Genomic DNA, 26675 nt, shown 5'->3' with positions numbered 1-26675 from the left:
CCGCCAAGCTGGCGCCGTAGCGGGAGCGGGGGCGATGCATATCCTGGCGGTCTTCGCCCATCCGGTTCGGGAGTCCTTCACCGGCGCCCTGCTCGACGCGTTTCTCGAGGGCGCTGCCGAGGCGGGCCACAGCGCCGAGATCGCCGATCTCTATCGCGAGGGCTTCGAGCCCCGCTTTCAGCCCGAGGATTTCGCGCAGTTCAAGGCGGGTGCCATGCCCGAGGCAATCCGGGAGGAGCAGGCGCGGGTCGACCGCGCGGAAGGGCTCGCCTTCGTCTTTCCGGTCTGGTGGTGGTCCTTCCCCGCCATCCTCAAAGGCTGGATCGACCGCGTGATGTCGCAGGGCTGGGCCTATGATTTCTCGCCGGCACGATCGCGCGGGCAGTTGGCCGACCGCCCGGTGCTGTTGTTGGGTTCTGCCGGCTCGCGCGAAGGCACCTATCGCAAATATCGCTATGACGACGCGATGGCGATCCAGATCGATGTCGGGATCCTGGGCTATTGCGGGCTGCGCAATGTCTCGACCCGCATCCTCCATGACGTCAATGACGATGCAGCGCTGCTCGCGGTGCATCTCGCGGAAGCGCGGCGCTGCGGCCGGGAGTTCGGGCGCTGGCCGCACCCGGCCACAGTCAAGCCGGGTGCGGTGCGCGAGGCTTAGAAATCGGACCTAGAACATCCAGGTCGCGGGATTGGGGTAGGGCTGCTGCTTGCCGACATACTGCATGCCTTTGACGCAGCGCACGATCCACCAGATCAGCACCAGCAGCAGGATCAGGAATCCGATGAGGATCCAGGTGGTCAAGGCGCCGATCACGGAAAACAGAAGACCGATCCAGAAGGTACGGATCTGCAGCCGGTAATGCGTCTGCACCCATTCCGGCGCCTGGCTCTTGTTCATATAGGCGATGATCACGCCGATCAGACCGGTGATGCCGGTCACGAGCGTGACGAGATAGAGAATGTAAACGAGGTTGGCGGTGCTGCCCGCCTTCGGATCGATCGGATTGCTGCTCACGGCACTTCCCCCTAATCGGCTATGACGACCAGGGGCAGATTAGGACAACCGGCCTAGCGGGCGTGAGCGGGAAATTTGCCTCCCATCGAGCCCTGGCGGGCCCACCCCCGGTCAGGCGCGCGGCGCGAGAAGGCCCGAGAACGCGATCTTCACCTGGCGCGCCATCCCGCGTTTGAGCTCGGCCAGGGTGTGCTCTTCCCGCGCCACGAAGCCCATGAAAAGACTGTTGCAGGATGCGAACAGGAGATCGCCGGCGGCCCGGCAATCGATGCCGGCGGCGATCTGGCCGCGTCCCTGCATGACCTGCAGGAGCTCGCCGACCTGATCGGCCAGCTTGCGATCGAGCTGGGCATAGCCTTGGCCGAAGGGCGAGTCGGCCTGGGTGAGGGCGGTCGCCATGGCGTTGCGCCACATGCTCTTGCTCAGATGCACCAGCGAATGATCGACATAATGCTCGAGCAGCCTGCGGACGGCCGCGACCGGGTCCTTGGGCGGATCGGCGATGATATCGCGGCCGGCGGCGCGGACCTCCTCGCCGTCGCGCGCCACCAGCGCCAGCAACAGGTCGCCCTTGGATTCGAAATGATTATAGACCGTGCCTGCCGCGACCTCGGCCTGTTCGGCGATGGCGTCCACGGGGGTCGCGTCGAACCCGTCGCGCCGGAACAGGTTCTCCGCCGCGGCCAGGATCGAGCGCCGGCGTCCCGCCTTCTGTCGTTCGCGCAAGCCGGTCATCGGGGGCGACAATCTCCTGCGGAATGATTTCGTTGGAGCTTGACGTAAATTTAGAGACGGTTCATTTTTTCGGCAAGCCCTTCCGCGAGGCTTGCGGCAGGCAAAGATCGGGAGTCGAATCCCGTCACCCCAGAGGAGGCTCTTGTCATGATCCGTTCGCATCTCCGCATTTCGCGCCGCCGTCTGCTGAAGACGGGTGCCGCCGGTGCCGCCGCGGTCGGCACGTTCTCGATCATCGGGCGCGCCAAGGCTGCGGAGGAAATCAACGCGCTGGTCTGGTGCGATCATTCCGACCCGGCCCTGCTGAAGCCGTTCGAAGACACCTACGGCATCAAGGTCAACACCAAGGAGTTCGCCGCGACCGGTGAGGCGCTGGCGATCCTCGACCAGTCGCAGCCCGGCGACTGGGACGTGCTGGTGCTGGACACGGTCGACATCACCAAGGTGGCGGCGATGGGCCATCTGGCGGCGCTCGAGAAGTCCGACTATCCCTGGGACGACATCTTCCCGCAGCTGACCACCGAGAGCCTCCATTTCCTCAATGGCAAGCTCTACGGGATCCCCGAGAAATTCGGCTACAACACCGTCGCCTACAATTCGTCGAAGGTGGACCCCGCCGACATGCGCAAGGCCTCGGTGCTGTGGAACGCGAAATACAAGGGCCGCATCGCGATCTATGACTATTACGTGCCGCTGATGCAGATGGTGGCGATCGGGATCGGCATCATCCCGCCGCAATTGACGCAAGATCAGCTGCCGGCGATCAAGGCGAAGCTCCTGGAGATGAAGCCGCTGGCGGCGCTGATCGGCGATGTCGTCACGGTGCAGAACGCGCTCGTCAGCGGCTCGGCGGACATCATCGCCGGCGGCGGCGAGTTCGCGACCGCGGGTCTCCATGGCGAGAACCCGGCGCTCGATTGGGTGCTCCCGGACGAGGGCGGCATCCGCTGGATGCAGTCGCTTGCCATCTTCGAGAAGAGCAAGCGCAAGGAAGCCGCCAACAAGTTCGTGAAATACATCATGAGTCCCGCCGGCCAGGCGCGGCTCGCGACCTCGGCCTGCTATTGGGCGATGCCCGCCAACAACAAGGCGGCGCTCTCCGACGAGCAGAAGAAGATCCTGCGCTGGGACGAGCAGCCGACCTTCCTCTCCAAGTCCTACCACTACATGTCGCCCAACCCCGAGATGGACAAGGCGATGCTCGAAGTGTGGACGGAGTTCTTGAACGCGTAGAGAGCGGCAGGCTGATTCTTGCATAGGGTACCCCCCTCCCTAACCCTCCCCCTCAAGGGGGGAGGGGATGGTTTGTCCGGAGGGATCGTGGTTTCACGGGAAGTGATCCTGCTGCGTCTATCTCGCTTCTTTCTTTCTATTCCCTCCCCCCTTGAGGGGGAGGGTGAGGGAGGGGGGTGCCGCAGACGCGATCTATCGACCTGCTTGCACCACCCGTATCTCCCATGACCGCGCTCAACTCCCGCCGTCTCGATCTCACCCGCTGGGCGACCTGGCCCGCGGCGCTCTGGACCGGGCTGTTCTTCCTGCTGCCGCTGCTGATCATGATGGCCGTGAGCTTTTCGGCGCGGGTCGACAACCGGATGCTGGCGGTCTTCACGCTCGACAATTACGCGGCCTTCTTCACGCAAGGCGGCGGCGTCTATGTGGCGGCCCTCGCCAACTCGGTCGAGGTGACGCTGATCGTCACCCTGGTCAGCCTCGCGGTCGCCTATCCGCTGGCTTACATCCTCGCCTATGGCGTGCCGGCGCGCTGGCAGCGGCTGCTGCTGGTCGTGATCGTGCTGCCCTTCTGGACCTCCTATGTGATCCGCTCCTATAGCTGGCTGCTGGTGCTGTCGGAGAAGGGCGTGATCAATCAGGTGATGCTGGCGCTGGGCCTGTTCGACCAGCCGATCGGGCTCGGCAACACGCGCGGCGCCACCGTGCTGGGCTTCGTCCATTTCTTCACCATGCTGCTGACCCTCACGATCTATGCCAACCTGGTGCAGATCAAGGAGAGCTACCGCAAGGCCGCGGCCGATCTGGGCGCTTCGCCTTTGCAGGTCTTCCTGCGCATCACGCTCCCTTTGAGCTTGCCCGGCGTGGCGGTCGGCGCCTTCCTCACCTTCGTGCTCGCCATCGGCGACTACATCACGCCTCAGATCCTGGGCGGCAGCCGCGAGCTGCTGCTGCCCCAGGCGATCATGCTGCAGATCAGCCGCCAGGCGAATTTCGAGATGGCCTCGGCCATGAGCATGGTGCTGATGCTGGTGGTGAGTGCCGCTTTCCTCGTCTTCGCGCGCCATCTGCGGATGGAGCGGGTCTGAGCCCATGAACGCGCGCCGGATCTTCGCCATCATCTATCTGCTGCTGGCGCTGGGCTTCATCTTCCTGCCCGTCGTCATGCTGATCCAGTATTCCTTCCAGGATGGGCTCCTGCCGGTGCCCCCCTTCAAGGGCGTGTCCTTGCGCTGGTACGACGCCTTTCTGGCCAACGACCGGCTGATCCATGCCATGGGCAACTCGACCCTGGTGGCCATCGCGTCGTCGGCGGTGGCGACGGCGTTGGGCTTCCTCGCCGCCTATGGCATGGCGCGGCGCAAGCGGCGCCTCAATCTCGGACTTCAACTGTTGCTGATGGCGCCCATCGCCGTCTCCTATCTCATCATCGCCATGGGTCTGCTGATCGTTTTCAACTGGCTCGGCATCTCGCGCTCGCTGCTGGCGGTGGGCATCGGCCATGTCGTGATCAACCTGCCGCTCTGCTTCGCCATCGTCTATTCGCAGCTGGGCGAGCATCAGGCCAATATCGAGCGCGCCGCCCATGATCTGGGCGCGAGCGACCTCAAGGCGCTGCTGCTGATCACCGTCCCGATGCTCTGGCCGGCGTTGCTGGCGGGCTTCCTGATCGCCGCGACGCTCTCCTGGGACGAGTTCGTGATCGCCTTCCTGCTCTCCAAGTTCGAAGTCACCATGCCGGTCATGATCTGGAGCATGCTGCGCTCGGGCCTCAACCCGGCCTTGAACGCCGCCGGCACCGTCGTCTTTGCGATCTCGATCCTGTTCGTGATCCTGATCGAGCTCATCCAAGCGCGGAGCCGGCGTCATGGCTGAGGCCGGGGAACCGCTGGTCCGGCTCGAAGGGCTCTGCAAGAGCTACGACACGCAGGTCGCGGTCGAGCGCTTCAACCTCACCGTCGCCAAGGGCGAGTTCGTGGTGCTGCTCGGGCCCTCGGGCAGCGGCAAGACCACGGTGCTGTCGATGCTGGGCGGATTCACCGAGCCCAGCGAGGGCCGTGTGCTGATCGAAGGCGCCGATGTCACGGCCCTGCCGCCGGCCAAACGCCCGACCGCGACGGTGTTCCAGGATTACGCCCTGTTCCCGCATATGAGCGTCCGGGCCAATGTCGGGTTCGGCCTCGCCATGCGGAAGGTGAGCAAGGCCGCGCGCGATGTCCGTGCCGACGAGGTGTTGAAGCTGGTCGGGCTCGAAGGCTTCGGGTCTCGGCGCGTGCATCAGCTTTCGGGCGGCCAGCGCCAGCGCGTGGCGCTCGCCCGCGCCATCGCGGTCAAGCCGGCGGTGTTGCTGCTGGACGAGCCCCTGGGCGCGCTCGATCTGGCACTGCGCCGGCAGATGCAGGAGGAGCTGGTCCATATCCAGAAGCGGCTCGGCACCAGCTTCGTCCATGTGACCCACGACCAGGAGGAGGCGATGAGCGTCGCCGACACGATCGTGGTGATGAACAAGGGGCGGGTCGAGGACCGCGGCGCGCCCTCACGGATCTATCGCCGCCCGGCCAGCCTCTTCACCGCGACCTTCATGGGCGAGAACAACATCCTCCCGGCCAAGCTGGCGGCCCGGTCGGGAGACGAACTGACGGTGGAGACGGCGCTTGGCCGTTTCCTGCTGGCTGGCGGCGGGGACGCCGCGGCGCTGCAAACCGGTGTCGCGCTCCATGTCGCCATTCGTCCCGAGCAGATCTTTCCGGCGGCGACGGCACCCGAGGGTGCGGTGTCGCTGGGATCGGCGATCCTGACGGAGCTGGTCTTCCAGGGGACCCATTGGCGCGCGCGCGTCAAAGCGGGGGCCAAGGGCGCGCTCGATCTGCTGCTGCGGCTGCCGCCCGATCTGGCGCCGGCCACGGGCCAGACGCTGGATCTCTTCGCCCGGCTTCAAGACATGACGGCCCTGACACGCTGATGCTGGTCTCCGCCCCATGAAGATCCTCGAGACGCGACGCCTCATCCTCAGGACGCTCGAGCCCGACGATCTCGACAACCTGTTCGCGCTCTATCGCGATCCGGAGATCCGCCGCTATTTTCCCGAAGGCACGCTGACCCGGGAGCAGACGCGGGAGGAGCTCGACTGGTTCGCAGGGGGCGGCGATCCCGATCATCCGCGGCTCGGTCTCTGGGCGACTCTCCACAAGGAGACCGGCCGGTTTATCGGCCGCTGCGGCATGCTCCCCTGGAGCATCGAGGGAAGAGACGAGGTCGAGGTCGCCTATCTGCTCGCCAAGGATCATTGGCGTCAGGGGCTGGGCGCTGAGATCACCCGGGCCCTGCTGCGCTATGGCTTCGAGCAATTACAGCTGACGCGGCTGATCGCACTGATCGATCCGGAGAATCAGGCCTCGATCCGCACGGCCGAGCGCGCGGGCCTGCGGTTCGAGCGGCGCATCGTGCATGAAGGCACGAGTTGCGCGCTCTATGCGATCGCGCGGCCGTCGGATTGACGGCTCAGAGCACCTTGCCGGGATTCATGATGCCCTTGGGATCGATCGCCAGCTTGATCCGCTCCATCAGCTCGAACTCGATCGCGGGCTTGTAAAGCCGGACTTCCTTGTTGCGCAACTGGCCCAGCCCATGCTCGGCGCTGATGCTGCCATGATGGCGGGCGGCGATGTCATGCACCAGGCGGTTGAGCCGTCCCATCTCGGCGAGGAAGGCTTCCGGTGTCATGCCGGCCGGCTGCAGCAGATTGAAATGGACATTGCCGTCGCCCAGATGGCCGAAGGCATAGACGACGATGCCGGGAACGGCCGCTTCGACAGTGACGGTCGCTTCCCTGATGAAGGCCGGGACGGCGGAGAGGGGCACCACCACATCATGCTTGATGCTGGCCCCGACCGCGCGCTGCGCCTCGACGACGGCCTCGCGCAGGAACCAGAGGGCCGCGGCCTGCGTCTCGTTCTGGGCGATGGTCGCCTCGAGCACGAGGCCGTCTTCCATCGCCGCCGTGAGGGCTTCCTCGGCGACCGTGGTGATGCCGCTGTTCTCGCGGCTGGAGGTCATCTCGATCAGCAGATAGGCCTCATGCGGATCGGGGAAGGGATCGAAGCTGCCCGGCACATGGGCGATCGCCTTCTCGAGCGCGATCCGCGGGATCATCTCGAAGCTGGTGAGGCCGTCGCCGCTGGCCGCGCGCATGCGGCCGAGCAGGGTCAGGGCCGCGTCCAGCGACGCGACCGCGACGAAGGCGCTGGCCCGTTCGCGCGGGCGCGGGAAGAGCTTCAGCACTGCGGCCGTGATGACGCCCAGCGTGCCTTCCGCGCCGATGAAGAGATGCTTGAGGTCATAGCCGGCGCTGTCCTTGCGCAGCGCGCGCAGGCCGTTCCAGATCCGTCCGTCGGGCAGCACCACCTCGATCCCGAGCGCGAGGTCGCGCATATTCCCGTAGCGCAGCACGGCGATGCCGCCGGCATTGGTCGAGAGATTGCCGCCGATGCGGCAGCTCCCTTCGGCGGCGAGGCTCAATGGGAAATGCCGGTCCGCCTGGGTTGCGGCCTCCTGCACCTGCTGCAGGATGCAGCCGGCCTCGACGGTGATGGTGTAGTTGGCGGCATCGAGCGACCGGATGCGGTTCATGCGCTCGAGCGAGAGCACCAGATTGTTGCCGTTGGGGCGGGGCGTGGCGGCACCGGCGAGCCCGGTATTGCCGCCCTGCGGCACGATCGAGACGCCGGCCTCGGCCGCCAGCGCCACGACGCGCGACACCTGCTCGGTGCTGCGCGGCCGGACCACCGCCAACGCCTCGCCGTGATAGAGCTTGCGCCAGTCCGTCAGATAGGGCGCCGTGTCGCTCGCGGCCGTCAGCAGGTCCGCAGGCTCGAGGATATCGGCGAGGCGTTCCAGAAGCGGCATGATGTTCACTCGATCTGTTCGGTCTGACGTGGCGGGCGGGCGACGCGCATCTTGCGAGTGCGATGGCGGAGAGGGTAAGTCTCGATAAGACGTTTCGACTAAAGAACCCGTCGCCGCTGCCGGCGACGGGGAAGGGGCATCCGGCACCGCCCGATCATGATCGGGCCGCCGGTTCATTACAACGCGGGGACCCATGCCATATATGTTCTTGGCCTTCATCGCGGGCGCGGCGCTGTCGCTGCAGGCGCTCATCAATGCGCGGCTCTCCGCCGGCATCGGCGGCGCGCTCTGGGCGGCGGCGGTGTCCTTCTTCGTCGGCGGCGCCGGCCTGCTTGCCGTGCAGCTCGCGACGCGCGCCACCTGGCCGTCGATGGAGCGGATCGCGGCCATTCCCTATTGGGTCTGGCTCGGTGGTTTCCTGGGCGCGCTCTATGTCGCCAGTGTCATTACCAGCGTGCCCCGGCTGGGGAACACGTCGGTCTTCGCGTGGGTGATCTTCGGCCAGCTCGCGGCCTCGCTGCTGCTCGATCATTTCGGCGTCCTCGCCACGGCACCCCATCCGGTCAATGCGCTTCGTCTCACCGGCGCCGCCCTGGTGCTGGGCGGCGCGGTCATGGTCCTGAAGGCCTAGAGCCGCGGCCGGAAGGGCCGGCCCCCGCCCGGATATGTCGATAATATTGTCGACAATCTTGTTTGCAAAGTCACGCTGTGCCATCGTTTGGCACAGCGCAATCGCCTCCATCCGAACAAAACGACAAGAGGCGCCCTGATTCTCCGGAATCTCGAGCGTCGCACCCAGGGACCGGGCGGGCGCGCAAGGCGGCGTCAAGCCGTGAGAGAGAACGCCAGGAGGATTCTAAAGAATGAGCGACGATCGCAACGCGTCCGGCCGCGCCCCCAAGCGCGGCGAGGAGGTGGATGTTCTGATCATTGGTGCCGGCCCCTCGGGCTCGGTCGCCGCCAAGCATCTGTCGGCCGCCGGCCTGTCGGTGGTCACGCTGGAGCAGGGCAACTACCCCGACCGCGACAAGTTTCCCGGACGCCGTCCGGAATGGGAGTTGGTGAGCCAGCGGCAATGGCATCCCAATCCCAATGTGCGCGACATGCCGCGCGATTATCCGGTCGACACGTCGGAATCCGATATCAATCCGCTGATGTTCGCCGGCGTCGGCGGCAGCGCCACGATCTATGCCGGCCATTGGACGCCGTTCCTGCCGTCCGATTTCCGTGTCCGCACGCTCGACGGCATCGCCGACGACTGGCCCTTCACCTATGAGGATCTGCTGCCTTATCTGGAGCAGATCGAATGGGAAGTCGGGGTCTCCGGCATGCCGGGCAATCCGGCCTATCCGCCGAAAAAGGCCTATCCGACGCCGGCCTTGCCGATCGGCAAGGTCGGGCGCAAGGCGGCCGAAGGGTTGGACAAGCTCGGCTGGCATTGGTGGCCGGGCACGAACGCGATGCCCTCGCAGCCCCATAACGGCCTCAACGCCTGCGTGCGGCGCGGCACCTGCATGACGGGTTGCCCGGAAGGGGCCAAATCGACGACCGACATCACCTACTGGCCGGCCGCCATCAAGAACGGCGCCAAGCTGGTCACGGGTGCCCGCGTCCGCCAGATCGAGGTCGACGATCGCGGCCTCGCCACGGGTGCGGTCTATATCGACCAGAACGGCCGCGAGCATCGCCAGCGGGCGAAGACCGTCATCGTCTGCGCCAACGGCATCGGCACGCCGCGGCTGCTGCTGCTGTCGGCTTCGAGCCGCTTCCCCGACGGGCTCGCCAATTCCTCGGGCATGGTCGGCAAGCGGCTGATGATGCATCCCTTCTCGGCCGTGCTCGGGATCTATGACGAGGATCTCGAATCCTGGCGCGGACCGTTCGGCCAGACCGTCTCGTCCTATGAGTTCTATGAGACCGACGAGAAGCGAGGCTTCATGCGCGGCGCCAAATGGGGCGCGATGCCGGGCGGCGGACCTCTGGGTGCCACCAGCTTCGTCGGCACCAAGGTGTTCGCGGGCCCCACGGCCAAGGTCGGCGACATGTGGGGCAACAATCTCCATGAGATGGTGGATCGCCGGTTCGGCCGCAGCCTCGTCTGGGGCATCATCGGCGAGGATCTGCCGGAAGACTCCAACCGCGTCGTGCTCGACCCGACCATGACCGATACCGACGGCATCCCGGCGCCCAAGCTCCTCTACAAGGTCTCGCAGAACTCGCACGACATGCTGAAGTTCCATGTCGCGCGCTGTCTCGAGGCGGTGCAGGCGGCCGGCGCCATCGAGACGGCCGTCGTGCATCAGATGCGCGACACCGGCTGGCATCTGCTCGGCACCTGCCTCATGGGCGACAATCCGAAGACCTCGGTCGTCAACCAGTGGGGGCAGACGCACGACGTGCCCAATCTCTACATCTTCGACGGCAGCACTTTCCCGACCTCGGCCGGCCTCAATCCGACCGCGACCATCATGTCGGTGGCGCTGCGCCAGACGACGCGCATGCTGGCCGAGCGTCGCAATCAGAAGGCGGCCTGAGCCATGAGCAAACCTGCAACCGCGAAACTGTCGGCCGACGACCGCGCGATTTTCGGCGCCATCGCCGACTTCCTGATCCCCAAGACCGTGAAGATGCCGGCAGCGACCGAGGTCGGTGTCGCCGCCGGCGGCATCGACGACGTGCTCAAATTCCGCCCCGACCTGATCGAGGATTTCCATCGCGGCCTCGAGAAGGCGAAAGGCCTGACGGGAGCGAAGGCGGCCGAGCAGCTGTTCGAGACCGACAAGGACGCCTTCGGCGCGGTGAGCCTGGCGGCGTCGGGCGCCTATTACATGGCGCCCAAGGTCCGGCAGATCATCGGCTATCCCGGCCAGGAGAGCCTGACCTACGACAATCACGAGACGCCGGATTACCTGACCAACGGCATGCTCGAACGCGTGGCGCGCCGCGGACCCACCTACAAGCCGACGCCGAAGTGACTGGTAACGATCAACCCCGCGCTGCAGAATTGGCGGCGTGGGGCCGATCGCTCCGTTACTGCGTCCCCAGATAGGCCGTTTCCCCGTGCAGCGCCGCATCGAGGCCCGCCTCTTCGGCTGCGCTCTCGACCTTGACCGGCGTGACCTTGTCGATCAGCCACAGCATCCCATAGGTAAAGACGAAGGCCCAAACCGATGCGAGTCCGATCGCGACCGCCTGTTTGAGGAAAAACCCTCCATTGCCGAACGCCAAGCCATCGACTCCGGCCGGGTTGAAAGCGGTGGAGGCGAAGACGCCCAGGAGGATAATGCCGAGCGCACCGCCGACGCCGTGAACCCCCCAGACATCCAGCGCGTCGTCCCAGTGCAGCTTGTTCTTCAGCGCGACCGCGAAATAGCAGACGACGCCGGACGCGATGCCGATGATCACGGCGCTGAGCGGAGAAACATAGCCCGCAGCCGGCGTGATGGTGGCCAGGCCCGCCACCGCGCCTGTCAGCAACCCGATGAAGGTCGGCCGCTTCTCCTGCCACCAACCCACGACCATCCAGGTGACGGCGGCGAATGATGCCGCGACGTCGGTGTTGAGGAAGGCGACTGCGGTCACTGAATCGACCCGGAACTCGCTGCCGGCATTAAAGCCGTACCAGCCGAACCAGAGCAGGCCCGTGCCCAGGGCGACGAGCGGCACGCTATGCGGCCCGCCATCCATCGTCCGCCGACGGCCGACATAGAGAACCGAGGCGAGGGCCGCCATGCCGGCGGTGTTGTGCACCACGATACCGCCGGCGAAATCGAGAACGCCCCACTTCTGCAGGAAGCCGCCGCCCCAGATCATATGCACGAAGGGGAAATAGACGAACAGCAGCCAGAGCGTGAGGAAGGCCAGATAGGCCTTGAACGAAACCCGGTTGGCAAAGGCGCCGGTGATCAGGGCGGGTGTGATGATGGCGAACATCATCTGGTACACGATATGCACGAGCAGCGGGATCCCGGGCGTGGGCGAGGGCGTGTCCAGGGTCACCCCGCGCAGGAACGCCATGTCCAGATTGCCGATGACGCCGCCGACGTCGCCCGAGAAGCAGAGCGAATAGCCGACGGCAAACCAGAGCACCGTCGTCCAGCCCATCGACACGAAGGATTGCATCATGATCGCCAGCACGTTGCGCCGGCTCACGAGCCCACCATAGAAGAACGCCAGGCCTGGGGTCATCAACATGACCAGGCTGCTGCACAGGATCATGAATCCGGTATTGCCGGTATCGAGGTTCGCCATCGTTTCCTCCCAACGGTTCGGTGCTTTTGCAGCACTCTCTGCCACCGGGAGGCCGGGCTTCGGGGAACTCAGGAGATGTCGCTGATACAGGAATCTCCGGGATCCCGCATGGCACTGCCACAATAAGAGGCAGCGGCGAGAAGGGTCAACGACGCGGCGGCTATAAGATGGCCTCGCCATTGGCGCAAAAGGGGGAGGACGGCTTACCCGTCGTGCCGGCCGTGCCGCCGGAAAATGCGCTACCGGACGATCAGGTCGAAGGCAGCGCCCTCGTTCCAGCCGAACTGGCCATCGGGTTGCTTGATCAGCTCGGGGAAATGGCCGGGGATGATGCGGTCGGCCATCTGCAGGATGCGCTTGATGCTGGCCGTGCTGTGAGCGGCGGTGTCGTAGACATTGTCGCCGCGCTGCATGATGACTTCCTTGGCGTATTTGATCGCGTCGCCGGCGATCACCACGCAGCCGCGTTCCTGGGTATCGAGGCGGACGGCGAAGCTGCCGGGCGTGTGGCCGGGGGCGGGGAAGAAGCTGACGCCCGGATCGATCACGCCGTCGCCATCGAGGATCTCGAGGTCGTAGCGCTCCAGCATCTCATGGATGCCCCAGGGCATGAAGATGTCCTCATGATGGGGCGATTTCGCATAGCTCCATTCGGTCCGGCTCACGAACACCTTGGCCGTGGGGAAGAGATCGATGTTGTGGCAATGGTCGAAATGGAGATGCGACAGGAACACCATCTTGATGTCGGCGGGCGCGATGTTGCGCTCGCGCAAGGTGGTGATCAGCCCCAGCCGCGAGATGTAGCCCGCGGTGTCGAACAGCATGTAGCCGCGGCCGGTCTTCACCAGCGTGACATTGGACATCGCCAGGAAGCCGTCGCGCAGCCGCAGATTGTTGCCGCGGACGATGATGTCGTAGGTGATGTCGGCCAAGGCGCCTACCGCCGTCCGATGACGGCGACCTTGTCGGGCAGGGCGCGGTGATTGCCGGAGGCGCCGACGTCCCAGCCGCCATGCGCGCGTTTATAGGCCTCGAGCGCCGGGAAGATATGGTCGACGCAGCGCCGGACCAGCTCCTCGCGATTGCCGTCCTTGATCGCGTCGATCATGGCCCGGTGCTCGAGCCGCGACTGCTGCAGCAGCTCCGGGTCGCCGATCGCATAGCAGCGGATCGCCGTGGTGCGGGTCCAGAAGCGCTGGATGGTCTCGGTCAGATAGCGGTTGTTGCAGGCGCCGAACATCGTTTCGTGGAAGACGTTGTTGAGCGTGCAGGTCGCCTTGAGCTCCATCCGGTCGACATTCTCGGAAAATTTGGCGTGGATCGCCTCGAGCTGGGTGATCAGCGAGCGCGGGGCCGGCAGCGGAATCCGCCGGGCGGCTTCGCCCTGCAGGATGGCCCGCATCTCGTAGATCTCCTCGATCTCCTCGACCGAGAAGTCGCAGACCACGACGCCGCGGTTGGGGCGCCGGGCCACCAGGCCCATCTGGTCCAGCGTGCTCAGCGCCGAACGGACCAGGTGGCGGCTCGCATTGAAGCGCTCCGCCAACTCTTCCTCGACCAGGCGTTCCCGGGGCCGGAGTCGGCCGAAGATGATGGCCTGGCGGATCGAATCGACCAGGTCCGCCAACAGTTTTTCGCTTGTTTCACGAGCCAAGGGCGTACTCGCTCTTCTCTTCTTTCTGATGCAGCAGGGACGGTAGCTGATCCCGCGCGGGCTGTCGGTAGTTAAAATCCACCACGACCTGCTTCACATACTCGGCGATCGCCAAGGACGAGGTCAGGCCCGGGGATTCAATTCCGTAAAGATTTACCAAACCCGTCACGCCATGCGCCTCTTCGCTTTGAATCACGAAGTCCGCGTCGCCATTGGGATTATCATAGAGCTTCGGGCGAACGCCAGAGTAGTCGGGGACCAGGGCGTGGTCGGGAAGTGCCGGCCAATAGCGGCGAATCGCGGCATAGAAGCTGTCGGCGCGCCGTGGATCGACCGCATAGTCAATTTTGTTGACCCATTCAACATCCGGGCCGAAGCGGGCCCGGCCCGCCAGATCCAGGGTCAGATGCACCCCGGCGCCGCCGCCGCCGGGCATCGGGTAGATGAGATGGTGGAAGGGGGCCTTGCCACTCAACCCGAAGTAGTTCCCCTTGGCGAAGTGCAGGGGCGGGATGCTTTCGGAGGGCACCCCCCGGATGGAGGCCGCCACGCCCTGCGCACCCAGGCCGGCGCAGTTGACGACCGTCCGGCAGAGGAGATCCATCGAGCCTTCCTGCTCGACCTCGAGGCGGATCCCGGCCGGCGTGACCTCGCCCTGCATGACGCGGGTGCCGAAGGCGATCATGCCGCCCGCCTCCTCGAGCTCGCCGCGATAGGCGAGCATGAGGGCGTGGCTGTCGATGATGCCGGTCGAGGGTGAGAGGATCGCCCCGGCACAGCGCAGGGCAGGTTCCATCGCCTTCGCTTCCGAGGCGCTGAGCCAGCGCAGATCGTCGACGCCATTCTGTCCGGCGCGTTGGAACAGCCGCTGCAGGGTCGAGATCTCGGCGTCCTCGGCCGCGACCAGCAGCTTGCCGATCGGCGAATGCGGAATGCCACGGCTGCGGCAGAAGGGATAGAGCCGGTGCCGGCCCTCGAAACAGAAGATCGACTTGAGGGACCCCGGCGGATAGTAGATTCCGGCATGGATGACTTCGGAATTGCGCGAGCTGGTGACGGTGCCCATCGCCTTCTCGGCTTCCAGCACCAGCACCTCGCGGCCCGCTCGGGCGAGGCTGCGCCCGATGGCGAGACCCAACAGGCCGGCGCCGATGACGGCCACATCGACGGGTTCGCCCCTGCTGCCTGAATTTTGGGCATCGCCCATGCAAATCGGCCTTCACTTCTGCAAGATTGTTGACAAGCACAGTATCTTACAGACAATGATGTTTACAATCTTGTCGACAATTTGAGCAGGGCCTGCCGAAATAAATGGCGGGCCGGAACGCCAAAGGCGCCAGAGAGCGCCGCGGTGAAAGACCAGGGGAGAAGGCAGCATGGGAACAAGCGAGGGCAGATTACGCTGCAATGGCGCCGACCTCGCTTATCGCATGGATGGACCCGCCGGCCGCCCGATCCTGCTCTTCAGCAACAGCCTCGCTTCCGACATGTCGATCTGGGACGACCAGGTCGCCGCCTTCAAATCCGATTATCGCATCGTCCGCTATGACATGCGGGGACATGGGCGCTCGCCTGTCGTCGACGGGCCGCTCACCATCGACGACCTGGCGTCCGATGCGATTGCGCTGATCGAGCAGCTGGCGCTGGGACCGGTACATTTCGTCGCGATCTCGCTGGGCGGCATGCTGGGGCAGGCCGTGGCCGCGCGCCGCCCCGATCTCCTGCGCTCGCTGACGCTGTCGAACACCTCGAGCGAGACCGACAAGCCCGAGCTGTGGGAGCCGCGCATCCAGACCGCGCTCAGCACCGGCATGGCGCCCCTGGTCGAGCCCACGCTGGAACGCTGGTTCACGGCGCCCTTCCGCGCGAGCCAGCCGCAGCGGGTCGAGACTGTGCGCCGCATGGTCGCGGCGACGCCACCCAAGGGCTATGCGGCCTGCGCGCGCGCCATCCAGGCCATGCGCCAGACCGCGATCCTGTCCAAGATCGTGACGCCGACGCTGGTGATCGCGGGGCGCGAGGATGCGTCGACGCCGGTTGCCGCCGGCGAGCGGATCGCCCGCGCCATCAAGGGCGCCGAGTTCATTGTCGTGGAGCAGGCGGCGCATATCACGCCGATCGAGCAGGCCGACAAGTTCAACCAGCATCTTCGCCATTTCCTGGCGGGGGCGGCAAAGCATTCGTCTTCGGGTGCAGCCTCGGGACCGGCAGCGGCCTCGAGCTGAGCAGACGACGGAGTCCGGACCGAAGAGGTCCCAATAGAAACCGGCGAGTGGGCGAGCCGTTCGTCCCACGTCGGGACCGGTGATGAGGAGGAAACCAGACGTGACTAATAAATTTCTCTCAGAAGAATTGCGGGAATGGCTGGACGTCTCGCGCCGCGAATTCATGCAGCGCATCAGCCTCGGGGCCGCCTCGGCGGCGGTGGCCGGGTCGGTCCTCGCGAAATCCGTCAGCGCCGACGAGCTGCGCGATCATGTGCAGGTCGCGGACACCGGCAAGAAGGTGAAGGTCGGCATCGGCCTCAATTACGGCCCCTTCAACCAGCCCTGGCGGCGCGGTTGCTGGCGCCTCTGCAAGACCGTGCTGGACGGCGGCGGAGAGATCGTCGCGGTCCGCGGCGAGCCCTCGAAGGACAGCGAGCAGCAGTCGGAGCGCCAGCTCCTCGACCGCGGCATCGACGTGCTCTGCCTCGGCATCTATTCGCAGGAGTCGGAGACGGCCTTCATCGTCGACGAAGCCAAGAAGCGCGGCATCAAGACGGTCGGGTTTGCCGTTCCGGTGAAGGATTCCCCGGCGGTCGTCGAGGACACCTGGGGCACCGCGATGGTGATGGGCTACCAGATCCAGAACATCCTGCAGCGACAGGGGACGCTGGTGCAGACGGCCGAGGATCGCGGCTTCTATACGCCGTTCGACATGGAAGGCGATCTGCTCGAGCTCATGACCAAGTATGAGCCGCGCATGAAGATGCTGCCCTTCATGCCGGGCAGCACCTCGACCAACGACCAGATCTCCAAGGGCCGCGAGAACGCCCTGGCGCTGCTTCAGGCCAATCCGGACCCGAACAGCATCCAGGCGATCGTGTCCTGGTGGTGGCCGCTGACGCTCGGCGCCGCGCAGGCGCTGAAGCAGATGAACCGCAAGGGCATCAAGGTGTTCAACCACTACTTCTCGGACCAGTTCCTGACCGAGTTCCAGAACCCCGAGAGCCCGATCGAGTTCAGCACCGACACGCCCTGGCACATCATGGGCGACAAGACGGGCGAGCTCGCGCTGGCGCTGGGTCGCGGCGAGGACGTGAAGCCGAACGTCTATCACGTGCCGGTCACGTCGATCACGAAGGATCAGGCCTCGAAGTCGCTGGCCGAAATCCAGGACATGGACAAGCAGGCGATCGCGCTGCTCAAGCAGTATGGCGGCTGATCGCTCGCGAGACTGAATCGAAGACCGGGTTCGTACCGGTTGGAACTGCAAAGGGCCGGTTCCGGGACGCGAGATTCGCGCTCCGGGGCCGGTCGTCCTTTGCGTTCCGGTACGAGGCCCGCGAAAGTCATTATTGCAAGGAAGGGATCAAATGCCGGTCGTACAGGTGCATCTCAAAGCCGGTCGCACGGTGGAGCAGAAACGGCAATTGGTCGAGAGGATCACCGACAGCCTGGTCGAGATCGCCGGCGCCAATCGCGAGCGCGTCCATGTGATCATCGACGAGGTGCCGGGCGACAATTGGGGCCGGGCCGGACGATTGCTGTCGGACGACTGACGGGTTCACCAGGAATGCCGGCGCGGCCGCGACATGCAGCCGGCGCCGGGCGGATCAGCAAGAGCGGAACAGGACAATGAGCGAGCGTCTCAAGGGTAAGCGGATCATCATCACCGGGGCTGCGACCGGCATCGGCAAGGAAGCGGTCAAGCAGTTCGTCGCCGAAGGGGCCAAGGTCGTCATCGGCGACATCAACGAGAAGGACGCGACCGCGACCGCCAAGGAATTCGGCGCCAACGTCCATTTCATCCGCTGCGACGTGACCAGCGAGGACAGCGTCAAGGCGCTGATCGACGACGGCGCCAAATGGCTCGGCGGGCTCGACGTGCTCTGCAACAATGCCGGCCTGCAGCATTCCGGCAAGGTCACGGAGTTCGACGCCAAGCGCTGGGACGCGCTGATGGCGGTCAATGTCCGCGCGCATTTCTTCGCTTCCAAATATGCGGTCGCGCATATGCGCAAGGCCGGGGGTGGCTCGATCATCAATACCGCGTCGCTCGCGGGCCAGCGCGGCGGGCCCGGCATGACGGCTTATTCGGCCTCCAAGGGTGCCGTCATCGCCTTCACCACCTCGCTCGCCATGGAACTGGCCGGGGACAAGATCCGCGTCAACGTGATCTGCCCGGGCTGGGTCGACACCCCGTTCAACAACCCCGCGATCGCCTTCATGGGCGGGCGCGAGGCGCAGGACCGGGCGGTGAAGGGGATGGTGCCGCTGGGGCGCCAGGGCGTGCCCAGCGAGATCGCGCCGATGTTCGTCTATCTGGCGTCGAACGAATCCTCCTACATGACCGCCCAGGCGATCACCATCGATGGCGGCGTCTATAATTAAACGGCGGCAATGGCGGGCGTGACCCAAGGCGGCCCGGGACTCCGGGCCCTCGTCGCAATATTGTAGCTTGGCACTCTAATCCGTCCGGCTTCGGCGCGACGGCGGGCATGAAACTCGGAGAATTTCCATGGCGGTGACTTCGACAGACACCAAGACGGCAGCCGTAGCGGCCAAGCCGGCAACGGGCGGGACCGAGAGCCTCGGCCTCCGGCTGCTGCGGCGCTGGGGCACGATCGCCATCATCGTGCTGGTCGGCGTCGGCTTCTCGGTGTCCTCGCCCTGGTTCTTCACCGTCTCGAACTTCAACAACATCCTGTTCTCGATGATCGTCAGCTGCCTGGTGTCGATGGGGCTCACCTATGTCGTCATCGCCGGCAGCTTCGATCTCTCGATCGGCCTCACCGTCACGACCGCCTCGATCGTCACCGCCTATCTGATCCCCGTGGTCGGCCCCTGGGTCGCCATCCTGGGCGCCTTGGCAAGCGCGGTGGTGGTCGGACTGCTGAACGGGCTGCTCGTCACCTATGGACGGCTTTCCGGCATCGTGGTCACGCTCGGCATGATGTTCGTGCTGGGCGGCCTCAACATCTTCCTGACCAACGGCTATCAGATCGCCGTGCCCTATACCGAGACGGCGTTCCTCTTCATCGGCCAGGGCACGATCGGCCCGGTCGCGGTGCCGGTCATCGTCCTTCTCTGCGTCTTCCTGCTGGCCCATCTGTTGGCGACCAAGACCAAGGTCGGCCACTACATCACGGCGGTGGGCGACAACCCGATGGCCGCCTTCTATTCGGGCATCAAGGTCTATCACTGGGTGATCCTGTCCTTCATCCTGTCGAGCCTGATGTCCGGCATCGGCGGCGTGATCCTGACCTCGATCTCCACCTCGGCGCAGCCCTCGGGCAATTCCAACTATCTGCTGGAAGCCTTCGCGGCCGTGTTCCTGGGCGCGACGACGCTCGGCAAGGGCAAGCCCCATGTGCTGGGCACGCTCTTGGGCGTGTTCTTCCTCTACATGGTCAGCGCCGGCATGAGCATGATGGGCTTCCCCTTCGCGATGCGGCAGCTCTTCATCGGCCTCGTGCTGATCCTCGCGGTCGGCGCCAATGCGCTGCTGAACCGCGAAGAAATCCACCTGAAGTTCATCTAGGTGGTCGAGCCAGCCATGACCCAGACTCCGATCGTCGAATTCCGCAATCTGGGGAAGGAGTTCTCCGGCACGCGGGTGCTGCGCGGCGTCGAGCTCAAATTCGAGCGCGGCGAGGTCCATGGCCTGCTGGGCGAGAACGGTGCCGGCAAGTCGACCCTGATCAAGATCCTGACCGGCGTCTATTCGCACTCCGAAGGCGAGATCATCGTCGAAGGCAAGCCGGTCACCATCAAGAGCCCGATGGATGCGCATAAACTGGGCTTGGGCGCCGTCTATCAGGATGCCGAGCTGATCGGCAGCTTCACGGTCGCGCAGAATGTCGTGCTGGGCGGCGAGCCCGGCCGCTTCACCATCAATCGCAAGGCGATCCGGGATCAGGGTGCCAAGATCCTCAAGGAGATCGGGCTGACGCTCGATCCCGACCGGATCGCATCTTCGCTCTCGGCCGCCGAATCGCAACTCGTCATCCTCGCGACGCTGTTCCAGCGCAAATACAAGCTGATCGTGCTGGACGAGCCGACCGCGCGTCTCTCCGCCTCCGAAGCCGAGCTCCTGTTCCGCCTGATCCGCCGCTTCCAGGAAGAAGGCATCACGATCATCTATATCTCGCACCGGCTGGGCGAGATCCGGCAGCTCTGCGACCGCATCACGATCCTGCGCGGGGGCCGCGTCTCGGCGACGCTTGCTGGGGCCGACATCACGGAAGAGCGCGTTACCGAGCTCATGGTCGACCGGACCAAGAACGAGCTCGAGGTCTTCAATCCCGGCCTGGCGCGGCCCGAAGGCATGCTGCAGGTGGTCGAGCTCAGCTGCGACCAGCTCTCCCCCTTGAGCTTCGATGTGCATGCGGGCGAGGTGCTGGGCATCACCGGTCCCGTCGGCGGCGGCATGGAACTGGTCGCTCGCGCCGTGGCCGGCCTGGTGCCCCATCATGGCGAGATCAAGATCGCGGGTCAGACCACCGATCTTTCCAGCCCGAGCAAAGCGCTCGAAGCCGGCATCGCCTTGATCCCCGAAGACCGGCGCAAGCAGGCGCTGTTCCCCAACATGTCGGCCGCGGACAATATCGCGCTGCCGGTGCTGTCGCGGCTGAGCCGCGGCGGTTTCATCTCCGACCGCGCCAAGCTCACCTATGCCGAGCAGGTGATCAAGCGCCTCCAGGTCAAGCCTGACACGCCCGGCAAGGCGATGAAGTTCTTCTCCGGCGGCAATCAGCAGAAGGCCGTCATCGGCAAATGGCTGAGCGCCAAATGCCGGATCTATATCTTCGTCGAGCCGACCTCGGGCGTCGATGTCGGTGCCATCCGCGACATCTACGAGATCATGCTGGGGCTGGCCCGCGAAGGTGCGGCCGTCATCCTGGTCAGCTCCTCGATGCGCGAAATCATGGCGCTGTCGGAGAATGTGATCGTCATTCGCGACGGCAAGGCGATCTATCGCGCGCCGAAGGCGAAATGCACCCATGACCAGCTGCTGGGCATCTCCATGACCGGCCGCGTGGCCTGAGTTTCAAACCACCAATTTATCAAATCGAACCGAAGGAGACTTGAATGAGCGAGATTACCGCCGATCGCGCCCTGAAGGGCATCGCCGCCGCCATCGCGAAAGCCAAAGAAATCGGCTCGGCCCATAGCATCGCGATCGTCGATGCCGGCCGCAATCTGGTGGCGTTCCATCGCATGGACAACGCCCTGCTCGCGAGCATCGAAATCTCGCAGGGCAAGGCCTACACCGCGCGCTCGCTCAACATGAAGACGGGCGACGTGACCCAGTATGTGCAGCCGGGCGGACCGTTCTACGCGATGGAAACCTCGCACCGGACCCCGATGGTGGTGTTCGGCGGCGGCCTGCCGGTCGAGATCGGCGGCAAGGTCGTGGGTGCGGTCGGCGTCGCCGGCGGCATGATCGACCAGGACGTCTCGGTCGCCGAAGCCGCGCTCGCCGCGATCGCGAAGGGCTGAGGTAGAGACTGAGGGTTTGAACGAGTCCTCGATCTAATCCCTTCCCCCCTTGTGGGGGAGGATTAAGGAGGGGGTGCCGCATACTCGATTTCGACCGAGCGGTGGCACCCCCCTTCCTAACCTTCCCCCACAAGGGGGGAGGAGATAAGATTAGAAATCGTAGAGCGCCTTCGGGTTCTCGGCCAGGATGCGCCGGCGCACTGCTTCGTCCGGCACCCAATCCCTCAGAAGATCCGTCAGCGGCCCGTCATCCGGCATCGCCAGCTTGTTGGCCGGGTGCGGCCAGTCCGTGCCCCAGACGCAGCGTTCCGGCGCGGCTTCGACGAGCGCGCGGGCGATCGGCGTCACGTCTGCATAGGGCATGCCCGGCTGGCGGGTGAAGAGATAGGGCGCCGAGAGCTTCACCCAGGCCAGCCCCTCGGCCAGCATCGCCCGAAGATCGCGGAAGGCGGGCGACGTCGCCCCATGCGAAGCCGGGAAATGTCCCATATGGTCGATCACGATGGGCAGCCGCAGCCGCTTGGCGGCCTGATGCAGGTCCGGCGTCTGCGAGATGTCCAGCAGGAACTGGATATGCCAGCCGAGCGCGCGGATCCGGTCGGCGATGGCCTCGGCCGCGGCGAAAGAGACGCCGCCGCGGAAGAGGAGATTGACGCGCACGCCGCGCACCCCTGCCTCATGCATCGCCTGGAGCTCGCGGTCGGAGACCGTCGCATCGATCACCGCGACGCCGCGCAGCCGCCGCGGCTCGGCCTTCAGCGAATCCGTCAGCATCCGGTTGTCGGTGCCATAGACGCTGGGCTGCACCAGCACGCCATGCTCGACGCCCAGCAGGTCGAGGAGGGCGAGGTAGCGTGACAGCGGCGCTTCTGGTGGGGTGTAGCTGCGGTCGGGCCAGTAGGGATAACGGTCGGCCGGCCCGAGCACATGGCAATGGCAGTCCCAGGCGCCCTTCGGGATGGCGATACGCGGCCGGCTGGGATGGGGATGCGGCGGTGGGACCGGCGGCGGCTCGGCTTTCGGCGACGTCATGGCGGCGCTCCGGTGATCGCGATTCAAAACTAGGCGAAGAGCTCGGCGATATCCTTCACCTGGATCTTGTCCTCCACTGCCAGCGACTGGACGGCGGCCGTGTACATGACGAGGTCCTTGGGACAGGCGACCGCGAAGATGGTCGCATCGCCCAGGGCCAGCGCCTCGCGGATGCGGTTCTCGCTCGGCCGTTCCTTTACGCCAGTATCGTCCTGCCAGATCCGTCCGCCGCCCGCGCCGCAACAGAAGCTGTTCTCGCGGCAGCGGCCCATCTCATGGAGCTTGTAGCCCAGTTCTTCAAAGATCTGGCGCGGCGGCTCGAAGCCGTTGTTGTAGCGGCCCAGATAGCAGGGGTCGTGGTAGGTCACGACGCCCGTCACCTTGTCGTTGGCGGCCTTCTGGATCTTCCCCTCGCGCAGCAGCTCCAGCAGGAACTGGGTGTAGTGGATCACCTCGTAGCGGGTGCCCTGCGCCGGATATTCCTGGCGCAGCGCGTTGAGGCTGTGCGGGTCGGTGGTCATGATGCGTTTGAAGGTACAGCCCGCCAGCGCTTCGATATTATGCTCGGAGAGGTTCTGGAACAGGCCCTCGTCGCCCACGCGGCGCACATCGTTGCCGCTGTTCTGCTCGGCATCATAGAGGATGCCGAAATCGACGCCGGCCTTCTGCAGCAGTCGCGCCACGGTCTGGGTGATGCGCTGGACGCGCGGATCGTAGGAGGCGAAGTCGCCGACGAACCAGAGGATGTCGACCTCTTCCTTGCGCGCGTCCTTGATCTTGAAATCGAGGCCGGTGGTCCATTTCGCGCGCATGCGCGCCGGCTTCTTGAAGGAATTGCCATATTGCTGAAGGCTCGCCAGCGCATCCTGGATGCCGGTCGTCACATGGCCGGTCTCGACCATGTGACGGCGCATATCGACGATCTTCGGCACATGCTCGATATGGAGCGGGCAGACATCCATGCAGGCGCGACAGGTGGTGCAGGCCCACAGGGTCTGCTCCGAGATCACGCTCCCGACCAGCGCCTCGAGATTGGAGCCTGCGGCCGGCGCGCCGGCCGGAGCTGCCGGCGCCGCCTGCTCCCCGATCAGCGCGTCGCGCAGATTCATGATGAGGATCTTGGGGCTGAGCGGCAGGCCCGCGGCATAGGCCGGGCAGGCCGCCTGGCAGCGGCCGCACTCGGTGCAGGAATAGAGATCGAGCATCCCCTTCCAGTCGAGCTCGCGGACATCCGAGAGGCCGATATGGGCGGCCTTCGGGTCGGGCGTGCGCGACTGGCCCTTGGGGCCGATATTGCGCAGAAAGATGTTCGGGATCGCCACGAACATATGGAGATGCTTGGAGCCCGGGATATAGGTGAGGAACCCCAGGATCACAGAGACATGGATCCAGTAGAGGATGTGGGCGGCTTCCGCGGCCCGCTCGCCCTCGAAGCCCAGGGCCACGAGCAGCCTGGCGATCAGTGAGCTCAAGGGGCGCCATGCCGCGGAGGGCTCGTTGCCGGCGGCGATATGGAAGGCGAACTCCAGCAGCATGCTGACCACGACCGAGCTGATCAGCAGCAGGATGATGGTCGCGTCCTTGTTGTTCGAGCCCTTGAACCGCGCCGGCTTGATGACGAAGCGGTTATAGAAGGCCATGCCGACGCCGATGAGGATGACCACGGCGAAGACATCCTGCAGCAGGGCGATGACGCTGTTGCCGCCGACGGGGGCCAGGCTGAAGCCTGGAATCAGCCCTGACCCGAAGGCCTGGATGATGGCGGTGAAGAGCACGATGAAGCTGCTGAAGATCATCGCGTGCAGGATCCCGGAATAGCGGATCATCAGCAGGCGACGATGCAGCAGCACGTTCGGCACCAGGCCCCAGAGCCGTTCGCCGATATGGTCGAGCCGATCGATCCCCGGTGCGCTGAACATCGGGCGCAGCCGCAGGAAGAACCGGTAACCGGCGAAGGAGGCGGCCAGCAGCATCATGGCTGCCAGCACGAGGGGCTTGGAATCCACGGGTCAGGCGTTCCGCGTGTTCAGCCGTTCGGTCAAGGCGGGCAGCAGATCGAACAGGTCGCAGGTGGTGCCGATATGGGCGACGTCGAAGATCGGCGCCTTGGCGTCCTGGTTGATCGCAACGATGAAGCCCGCATCGCGCATGCCCTCGAGATGCTCGGGCGCGCCCGAGATGCCGACCGCGACATAGAGCTTCGGCTTCACCTTATGGCCCGACTTGCCGACCTGCCGGCTCTTGGGCATCCAGCCGGCATCGACCACGGGGCGGCTGGCCGAGACCACGGCGCCCAGCGCCTCGGCCAAAGCCTGCGCCAGCGCGATATTGTCGGCCTCGCCGATGCCGCGACCGACGCTGACGAGCCGTTCCTGCTGGGTGATATCGACGTCGCCGGACTCTTCCTTGAGCGCCTCGACGAAGCTGCTGGCGAGGCTGCCGAGGGCGGCGGGCGCCTCCAGGCGGATCGTTGCGACGCCCGGCTTCGCGGTCGCGTCGCTCTTGAAGGTCCCCGGATTGACGGCGGCCACGGCGGGCAGTTTGGTCTCGGCGATGGCCTCGATCTTGCCGCCATAGACCTGGTTGGTGGTGGTCAGGACATCGCCCGCCAGCGCCACGGCCATGCAATAGCTCACGACCGGACGGTCGGTCGCGATCGCCGTGCTGGCGGCGAGGTCGAGCCCGACATAGGAATTGGCCAGCAGCAGCAGGTCCGGCTTGCGTGCCGTCACGGTCCCGGCCAGCACCGCCTGATGCGCCTCGGGCAGATAGGCGGCGAGGGCAGGGTGCGCGACCTCGAGAATGCGATCGGCGCCGACGATCTGCGACGCCAGCGGCGCGGGATCGGCCGCCAGGATCAGCGCCTCGACCGAGCTGCCGGAAGCGTCGGCCAGCTGGCGCGCGCCGGAGAGGGTTTCGAGGCTGGCCGGCGTGACCGCGCCGTCATTCGCTTCGACATAGACCAGGATCACCGACATCACTTTCCTCCCACGAGGCCGCGCGCCACGAGCGCGTCATAGATCTTGCCCGCGACCGCCTCGGCCTCGCCGTCGATCATCTCGGCACCTTGCCCGCGCGCAGGCCGGCGCATCTCCTTGACGGCGCCGTTGTTGGCCGCGCCGGCCGAAGCCGACAGCGTCTCGATCTTGGTGCCCTGGATCGCCTGGCGCAGCTTGGTGCCCGACACATAGCGCGGCGGCTGCGAGGCGGATTGCACGCCCAGGACCGCCGGCAGGGCTAGCTTCAGGCGGGCGGCACGGCCGGCGCCATATTCCTGCTGGATCAGGACGGCGTTGCCCTCGACCTGCGCGCCGGTGATGCCGCTGGCATGCGGGCGGCCCATGAGCGCGCCCAGGAACGGGACCAACTGGCCGAAGAGATCCTCGGGCGTCTGCACGCCCGCCAGGATCAGGTCCGGCTTCAGCTGCGGCAGCGCTTCGCTCAGCAACTTGGCCAGCGCGCGGGAGTCCGGATTGGCCTCGCCGCAATCGATCTTCACCGCCCGATCCGCGCCGCGGGCGACCGCGGACTGCAGCACCCGGTCCATGCCCTCGACCGCGATCCCCACCGCCGTGACGCTGGCGCCGGTGGCCTCCTTGATCAGGACCGATTCCTCGAGCGCGTGATCGTCGAACTCGCAGAGCTTCACGCCGATCCATTCGCGGTCGATGTCGGTGCCCTGCTCATTGACCTGGATCTCCTCGAGCAGGTCGGGCACCAACCGAACCACGGTAACGATATGCATTCCTGATTTCTCCCGTAAGCGAAGGCAGGTCCGGCGCCGTCAGGCCGCCAGGGATGGAACTCGAGACACCGATTTTACAGGGTCGAACGGTCGAGGCCGCCGGGGCGGGGCGACGAACGCGGGTGCGATCACGAGATCTGCCTGGAGCCTGAAGAACACCTCATTCCGGCACATCCGGACGCCATAAAAAGCGTCCCAACAACGCTGCGGGCGCCGTCGTTCTGGGATGCGGGACCGTGAACGGAACGGCCCCCGAGTGAGCCATTCTTCATCCGAAATGTACCATCGACGGCGCCAAGATTGTCAACGAGAATGTCGACAATCTTGGCGTTCCGCCACCCCCGTGGCAAGATGAGCGCCGCCAATTGTCGCCAGGTCCCTGGCGAAACCAAGCCT

27 protein-coding genes are annotated in these 26675 nt (G+C 65.4%); 16 read left to right on the top strand and 11 right to left on the bottom strand.

Features of this window, described 5'->3' with window-relative positions:
• Positions 1 to 661, top strand: a 661-nt coding sequence (locus tag ACREE8_RS11460) for an NAD(P)H-dependent oxidoreductase (RefSeq protein WP_431573127.1), incomplete at its 5' end; no start/stop codon positions are given.
• A gap of 9 nt (positions 662 to 670) precedes the next feature.
• Here ACREE8_RS11460 and ACREE8_RS11455 read toward each other — a convergent pair.
• Together ACREE8_RS11455 and ACREE8_RS11450 are read right to left on the bottom strand one after the other, a co-directional pair.
• A complete protein-coding gene (locus ACREE8_RS11455; protein WP_431573126.1) occupies positions 671 to 1018 on the bottom strand; it encodes a DUF4870 family protein in 348 nt (115 codons plus the stop codon).
• Between the two features lie 111 nt (positions 1019 to 1129).
• Complete coding sequence (locus ACREE8_RS11450) at positions 1130 to 1753, bottom strand: TetR/AcrR family transcriptional regulator (protein ID WP_431573125.1); 624 nt, start codon at positions 1751 to 1753, stop codon at positions 1130 to 1132.
• 147 nt (positions 1754 to 1900) lie between these two features.
• Here ACREE8_RS11450 and ACREE8_RS11445 point away from each other — a divergent pair, with 147 nt between their 5' ends.
• The 5 genes from ACREE8_RS11445 to ACREE8_RS11425 all read left to right on the top strand — a co-directional run bounded on the left by ACREE8_RS11445 (position 1901) and on the right by ACREE8_RS11425 (position 6483).
• Entirely contained in the window at positions 1901 to 2986 is a 1086-nt protein-coding gene (locus ACREE8_RS11445; protein WP_431573124.1) for a polyamine ABC transporter substrate-binding protein, read from the top strand.
• Between the two features lie 224 nt (positions 2987 to 3210).
• Positions 3211 to 4074, top strand: a complete 864-nt coding sequence (locus ACREE8_RS11440) for an ABC transporter permease (protein WP_431573123.1) — start codon at positions 3211 to 3213, stop codon at positions 4072 to 4074.
• A 4-nt stretch (positions 4075 to 4078) separates the two neighbouring features.
• On the top strand, positions 4079 to 4861 hold the full coding sequence (locus ACREE8_RS11435) for an ABC transporter permease (RefSeq protein ID WP_431573122.1): 783 nt from the start codon (positions 4079 to 4081) through the stop codon (positions 4859 to 4861).
• Positions 4854 to 5948: an ABC transporter ATP-binding protein gene (locus ACREE8_RS11430; RefSeq protein WP_431573121.1), complete on the top strand. Its 1095-nt coding sequence runs from the start codon at positions 4854 to 4856 to the stop codon at positions 5946 to 5948. The genes ACREE8_RS11435 and ACREE8_RS11430 overlap by 8 nt, the downstream gene beginning before the upstream one ends.
• A gap of 16 nt (positions 5949 to 5964) precedes the next feature.
• Entirely contained in the window at positions 5965 to 6483 is a 519-nt protein-coding gene (locus ACREE8_RS11425; RefSeq protein WP_431573120.1) for a GNAT family N-acetyltransferase, read from the top strand.
• Between the two features lie 4 nt (positions 6484 to 6487).
• Here the strand turns inward: ACREE8_RS11425 and ACREE8_RS11420 are convergent, their stop codons facing one another.
• Positions 6488 to 7891, bottom strand: coding sequence for an FAD-binding oxidoreductase (locus tag ACREE8_RS11420; protein ID WP_431573119.1), 1404 nt, complete (start codon positions 7889 to 7891; stop codon positions 6488 to 6490).
• 193 nt (positions 7892 to 8084) lie between these two features.
• Between ACREE8_RS11420 and ACREE8_RS11415 the strand changes: the two genes are divergently transcribed.
• From ACREE8_RS11415 to ACREE8_RS11405, 3 genes are all read left to right on the top strand, one after another.
• Positions 8085 to 8522 (top strand): DMT family transporter, encoded by a 438-nt coding sequence (locus ACREE8_RS11415; RefSeq protein WP_431573118.1) that lies wholly within the window; start codon positions 8085 to 8087, stop codon positions 8520 to 8522.
• Positions 8523 to 8754: 232 nt separating this feature from the next.
• Entirely contained in the window at positions 8755 to 10425 is a 1671-nt protein-coding gene (locus ACREE8_RS11410) for a GMC family oxidoreductase (RefSeq protein WP_431573117.1), read from the top strand.
• A 3-nt stretch (positions 10426 to 10428) separates the two neighbouring features.
• The gene (locus ACREE8_RS11405) at positions 10429 to 10866 is read left to right on the top strand and encodes a hypothetical protein (RefSeq protein WP_431573116.1); all 438 of its coding nucleotides are present in this window, start codon (positions 10429 to 10431) and stop codon (positions 10864 to 10866) included.
• A gap of 55 nt (positions 10867 to 10921) precedes the next feature.
• Here ACREE8_RS11405 and ACREE8_RS11400 read toward each other — a convergent pair whose 3' ends face one another.
• The 4 genes from ACREE8_RS11400 to ACREE8_RS11385 all read right to left on the bottom strand — a co-directional run bounded on the left by ACREE8_RS11400 (position 10922) and on the right by ACREE8_RS11385 (position 15003).
• Positions 10922 to 12142 carry an ammonium transporter gene (locus tag ACREE8_RS11400; RefSeq protein WP_431573115.1) on the bottom strand — a complete coding sequence of 407 codons (1221 nt, stop codon included), beginning with the start codon at positions 12140 to 12142 and terminating at the stop codon, positions 10922 to 10924.
• 239 nt (positions 12143 to 12381) lie between these two features.
• Positions 12382 to 13074, bottom strand: a complete 693-nt coding sequence (locus tag ACREE8_RS11395) for an MBL fold metallo-hydrolase (RefSeq protein ID WP_431573114.1) — start codon at positions 13072 to 13074, stop codon at positions 12382 to 12384.
• A gap of 5 nt (positions 13075 to 13079) precedes the next feature.
• A complete protein-coding gene (locus ACREE8_RS11390; protein WP_431573113.1) occupies positions 13080 to 13796 on the bottom strand; it encodes a GntR family transcriptional regulator in 717 nt (238 codons plus the stop codon).
• Complete coding sequence (locus ACREE8_RS11385) at positions 13786 to 15003, bottom strand: NAD(P)/FAD-dependent oxidoreductase (RefSeq protein WP_431573112.1); 1218 nt, start codon at positions 15001 to 15003, stop codon at positions 13786 to 13788. Before ACREE8_RS11385 ends, ACREE8_RS11390 begins: the two co-directional genes overlap by 11 nt.
• A gap of 169 nt (positions 15004 to 15172) precedes the next feature.
• Between ACREE8_RS11385 and pcaD the strand changes: the two genes are divergently transcribed.
• From pcaD to ACREE8_RS11350, 7 genes are all read left to right on the top strand, one after another.
• On the top strand, positions 15173 to 16021 hold the full coding sequence (gene pcaD, locus ACREE8_RS11380) for a 3-oxoadipate enol-lactonase (protein WP_431573111.1): 849 nt from the start codon (positions 15173 to 15175) through the stop codon (positions 16019 to 16021).
• A 100-nt stretch (positions 16022 to 16121) separates the two neighbouring features.
• The gene (locus ACREE8_RS11375) at positions 16122 to 17222 is read left to right on the top strand and encodes a sugar ABC transporter substrate-binding protein (protein ID WP_431573110.1); all 1101 of its coding nucleotides are present in this window, start codon (positions 16122 to 16124) and stop codon (positions 17220 to 17222) included.
• A gap of 151 nt (positions 17223 to 17373) precedes the next feature.
• Positions 17374 to 17559, top strand: coding sequence for a 2-hydroxymuconate tautomerase (locus ACREE8_RS11370; RefSeq protein ID WP_151177978.1), 186 nt, complete (start codon positions 17374 to 17376; stop codon positions 17557 to 17559).
• Positions 17560 to 17635: 76 nt separating this feature from the next.
• On the top strand, positions 17636 to 18391 hold the full coding sequence (locus ACREE8_RS11365; RefSeq protein ID WP_431573109.1) for an SDR family NAD(P)-dependent oxidoreductase: 756 nt from the start codon (positions 17636 to 17638) through the stop codon (positions 18389 to 18391).
• Positions 18392 to 18518: 127 nt separating this feature from the next.
• Positions 18519 to 19541 (top strand): ABC transporter permease, encoded by a 1023-nt coding sequence (locus tag ACREE8_RS11360; protein ID WP_431573108.1) that lies wholly within the window; start codon positions 18519 to 18521, stop codon positions 19539 to 19541.
• A gap of 15 nt (positions 19542 to 19556) precedes the next feature.
• Positions 19557 to 21047 (top strand): sugar ABC transporter ATP-binding protein, encoded by a 1491-nt coding sequence (locus ACREE8_RS11355; protein WP_431573107.1) that lies wholly within the window; start codon positions 19557 to 19559, stop codon positions 21045 to 21047.
• 44 nt (positions 21048 to 21091) lie between these two features.
• Entirely contained in the window at positions 21092 to 21502 is a 411-nt protein-coding gene (locus tag ACREE8_RS11350) for a GlcG/HbpS family heme-binding protein (protein ID WP_431573106.1), read from the top strand.
• A gap of 150 nt (positions 21503 to 21652) precedes the next feature.
• Here the strand turns inward: ACREE8_RS11350 and ACREE8_RS11345 are convergent, their stop codons facing one another.
• From ACREE8_RS11345 to ACREE8_RS11330, 4 genes are read right to left on the bottom strand one after another with little or no spacing between them, the layout of a single operon-like run.
• Positions 21653 to 22534, bottom strand: a complete 882-nt coding sequence (locus ACREE8_RS11345; RefSeq protein ID WP_431573105.1) for an amidohydrolase family protein — start codon at positions 22532 to 22534, stop codon at positions 21653 to 21655.
• A 29-nt stretch (positions 22535 to 22563) separates the two neighbouring features.
• The gene (locus ACREE8_RS11340) at positions 22564 to 24540 is read right to left on the bottom strand and encodes a (Fe-S)-binding protein (RefSeq protein ID WP_431573104.1); all 1977 of its coding nucleotides are present in this window, start codon (positions 24538 to 24540) and stop codon (positions 22564 to 22566) included.
• Between the two features lie 3 nt (positions 24541 to 24543).
• Positions 24544 to 25512 carry an electron transfer flavoprotein subunit alpha/FixB family protein gene (locus tag ACREE8_RS11335; RefSeq protein ID WP_431573103.1) on the bottom strand — a complete coding sequence of 323 codons (969 nt, stop codon included), beginning with the start codon at positions 25510 to 25512 and terminating at the stop codon, positions 24544 to 24546.
• A complete protein-coding gene (locus ACREE8_RS11330) occupies positions 25512 to 26279 on the bottom strand; it encodes an electron transfer flavoprotein subunit beta/FixA family protein (protein ID WP_431573102.1) in 768 nt (255 codons plus the stop codon). The genes ACREE8_RS11335 and ACREE8_RS11330 overlap by 1 nt, the downstream gene beginning before the upstream one ends.
• Positions 26280 to 26675: the final 396 nt, after the last annotated feature.

Source organism: Hypericibacter sp. (assembly GCF_050729195.1).
In the GTDB taxonomy this organism is placed as follows: domain Bacteria; phylum Pseudomonadota; class Alphaproteobacteria; order Dongiales; family Dongiaceae; genus Hypericibacter.
Note: the sequence above shows the minus strand (reverse complement) of the source record. Positions and strands in the feature narration are given on the sequence as shown.

What these genes read in the sequence shown, in the direction of transcription:
- ACREE8_RS11450 (WP_431573125.1), bottom strand. Translation starts at nt 1,753, where the DNA reads ATGACCGGCTTGCGCGAACGACAGAAGGCGGGACGCCGGCGCTCGATC.
- ACREE8_RS11445 (WP_431573124.1), top strand. Translation starts at nt 1,901, where the DNA reads ATGATCCGTTCGCATCTCCGCATTTCGCGCCGCCGTCTGCTGAAGACG.
- ACREE8_RS11440 (WP_431573123.1), top strand. Translation starts at nt 3,211, where the DNA reads ATGACCGCGCTCAACTCCCGCCGTCTCGATCTCACCCGCTGGGCGACC.
- ACREE8_RS11435 (WP_431573122.1), top strand. Translation starts at nt 4,079, where the DNA reads ATGAACGCGCGCCGGATCTTCGCCATCATCTATCTGCTGCTGGCGCTG.
- ACREE8_RS11430 (WP_431573121.1), top strand. Translation starts at nt 4,854, where the DNA reads ATGGCTGAGGCCGGGGAACCGCTGGTCCGGCTCGAAGGGCTCTGCAAG.
- ACREE8_RS11425 (WP_431573120.1), top strand. Translation starts at nt 5,965, where the DNA reads ATGAAGATCCTCGAGACGCGACGCCTCATCCTCAGGACGCTCGAGCCC.
- ACREE8_RS11420 (WP_431573119.1), bottom strand. Translation starts at nt 7,891, where the DNA reads ATGCCGCTTCTGGAACGCCTCGCCGATATCCTCGAGCCTGCGGACCTG.
- ACREE8_RS11415 (WP_431573118.1), top strand. Translation starts at nt 8,085, where the DNA reads ATGCCATATATGTTCTTGGCCTTCATCGCGGGCGCGGCGCTGTCGCTG.
- ACREE8_RS11410 (WP_431573117.1), top strand. Translation starts at nt 8,755, where the DNA reads ATGAGCGACGATCGCAACGCGTCCGGCCGCGCCCCCAAGCGCGGCGAG.
- ACREE8_RS11405 (WP_431573116.1), top strand. Translation starts at nt 10,429, where the DNA reads ATGAGCAAACCTGCAACCGCGAAACTGTCGGCCGACGACCGCGCGATT.
- ACREE8_RS11400 (WP_431573115.1), bottom strand. Translation starts at nt 12,142, where the DNA reads ATGGCGAACCTCGATACCGGCAATACCGGATTCATGATCCTGTGCAGC.
- ACREE8_RS11385 (WP_431573112.1), bottom strand. Translation starts at nt 15,003, where the DNA reads ATGGGCGATGCCCAAAATTCAGGCAGCAGGGGCGAACCCGTCGATGTG.
- pcaD (WP_431573111.1), top strand. Translation starts at nt 15,173, where the DNA reads ATGGGAACAAGCGAGGGCAGATTACGCTGCAATGGCGCCGACCTCGCT.
- ACREE8_RS11370 (WP_151177978.1), top strand. Translation starts at nt 17,374, where the DNA reads ATGCCGGTCGTACAGGTGCATCTCAAAGCCGGTCGCACGGTGGAGCAG.
- ACREE8_RS11365 (WP_431573109.1), top strand. Translation starts at nt 17,636, where the DNA reads ATGAGCGAGCGTCTCAAGGGTAAGCGGATCATCATCACCGGGGCTGCG.
- ACREE8_RS11360 (WP_431573108.1), top strand. Translation starts at nt 18,519, where the DNA reads ATGGCGGTGACTTCGACAGACACCAAGACGGCAGCCGTAGCGGCCAAG.
- ACREE8_RS11355 (WP_431573107.1), top strand. Translation starts at nt 19,557, where the DNA reads ATGACCCAGACTCCGATCGTCGAATTCCGCAATCTGGGGAAGGAGTTC.
- ACREE8_RS11350 (WP_431573106.1), top strand. Translation starts at nt 21,092, where the DNA reads ATGAGCGAGATTACCGCCGATCGCGCCCTGAAGGGCATCGCCGCCGCC.
- ACREE8_RS11345 (WP_431573105.1), bottom strand. Translation starts at nt 22,534, where the DNA reads ATGACGTCGCCGAAAGCCGAGCCGCCGCCGGTCCCACCGCCGCATCCC.
- ACREE8_RS11335 (WP_431573103.1), bottom strand. Translation starts at nt 25,512, where the DNA reads ATGTCGGTGATCCTGGTCTATGTCGAAGCGAATGACGGCGCGGTCACG.
- ACREE8_RS11330 (WP_431573102.1), bottom strand. Translation starts at nt 26,279, where the DNA reads ATGCATATCGTTACCGTGGTTCGGTTGGTGCCCGACCTGCTCGAGGAG.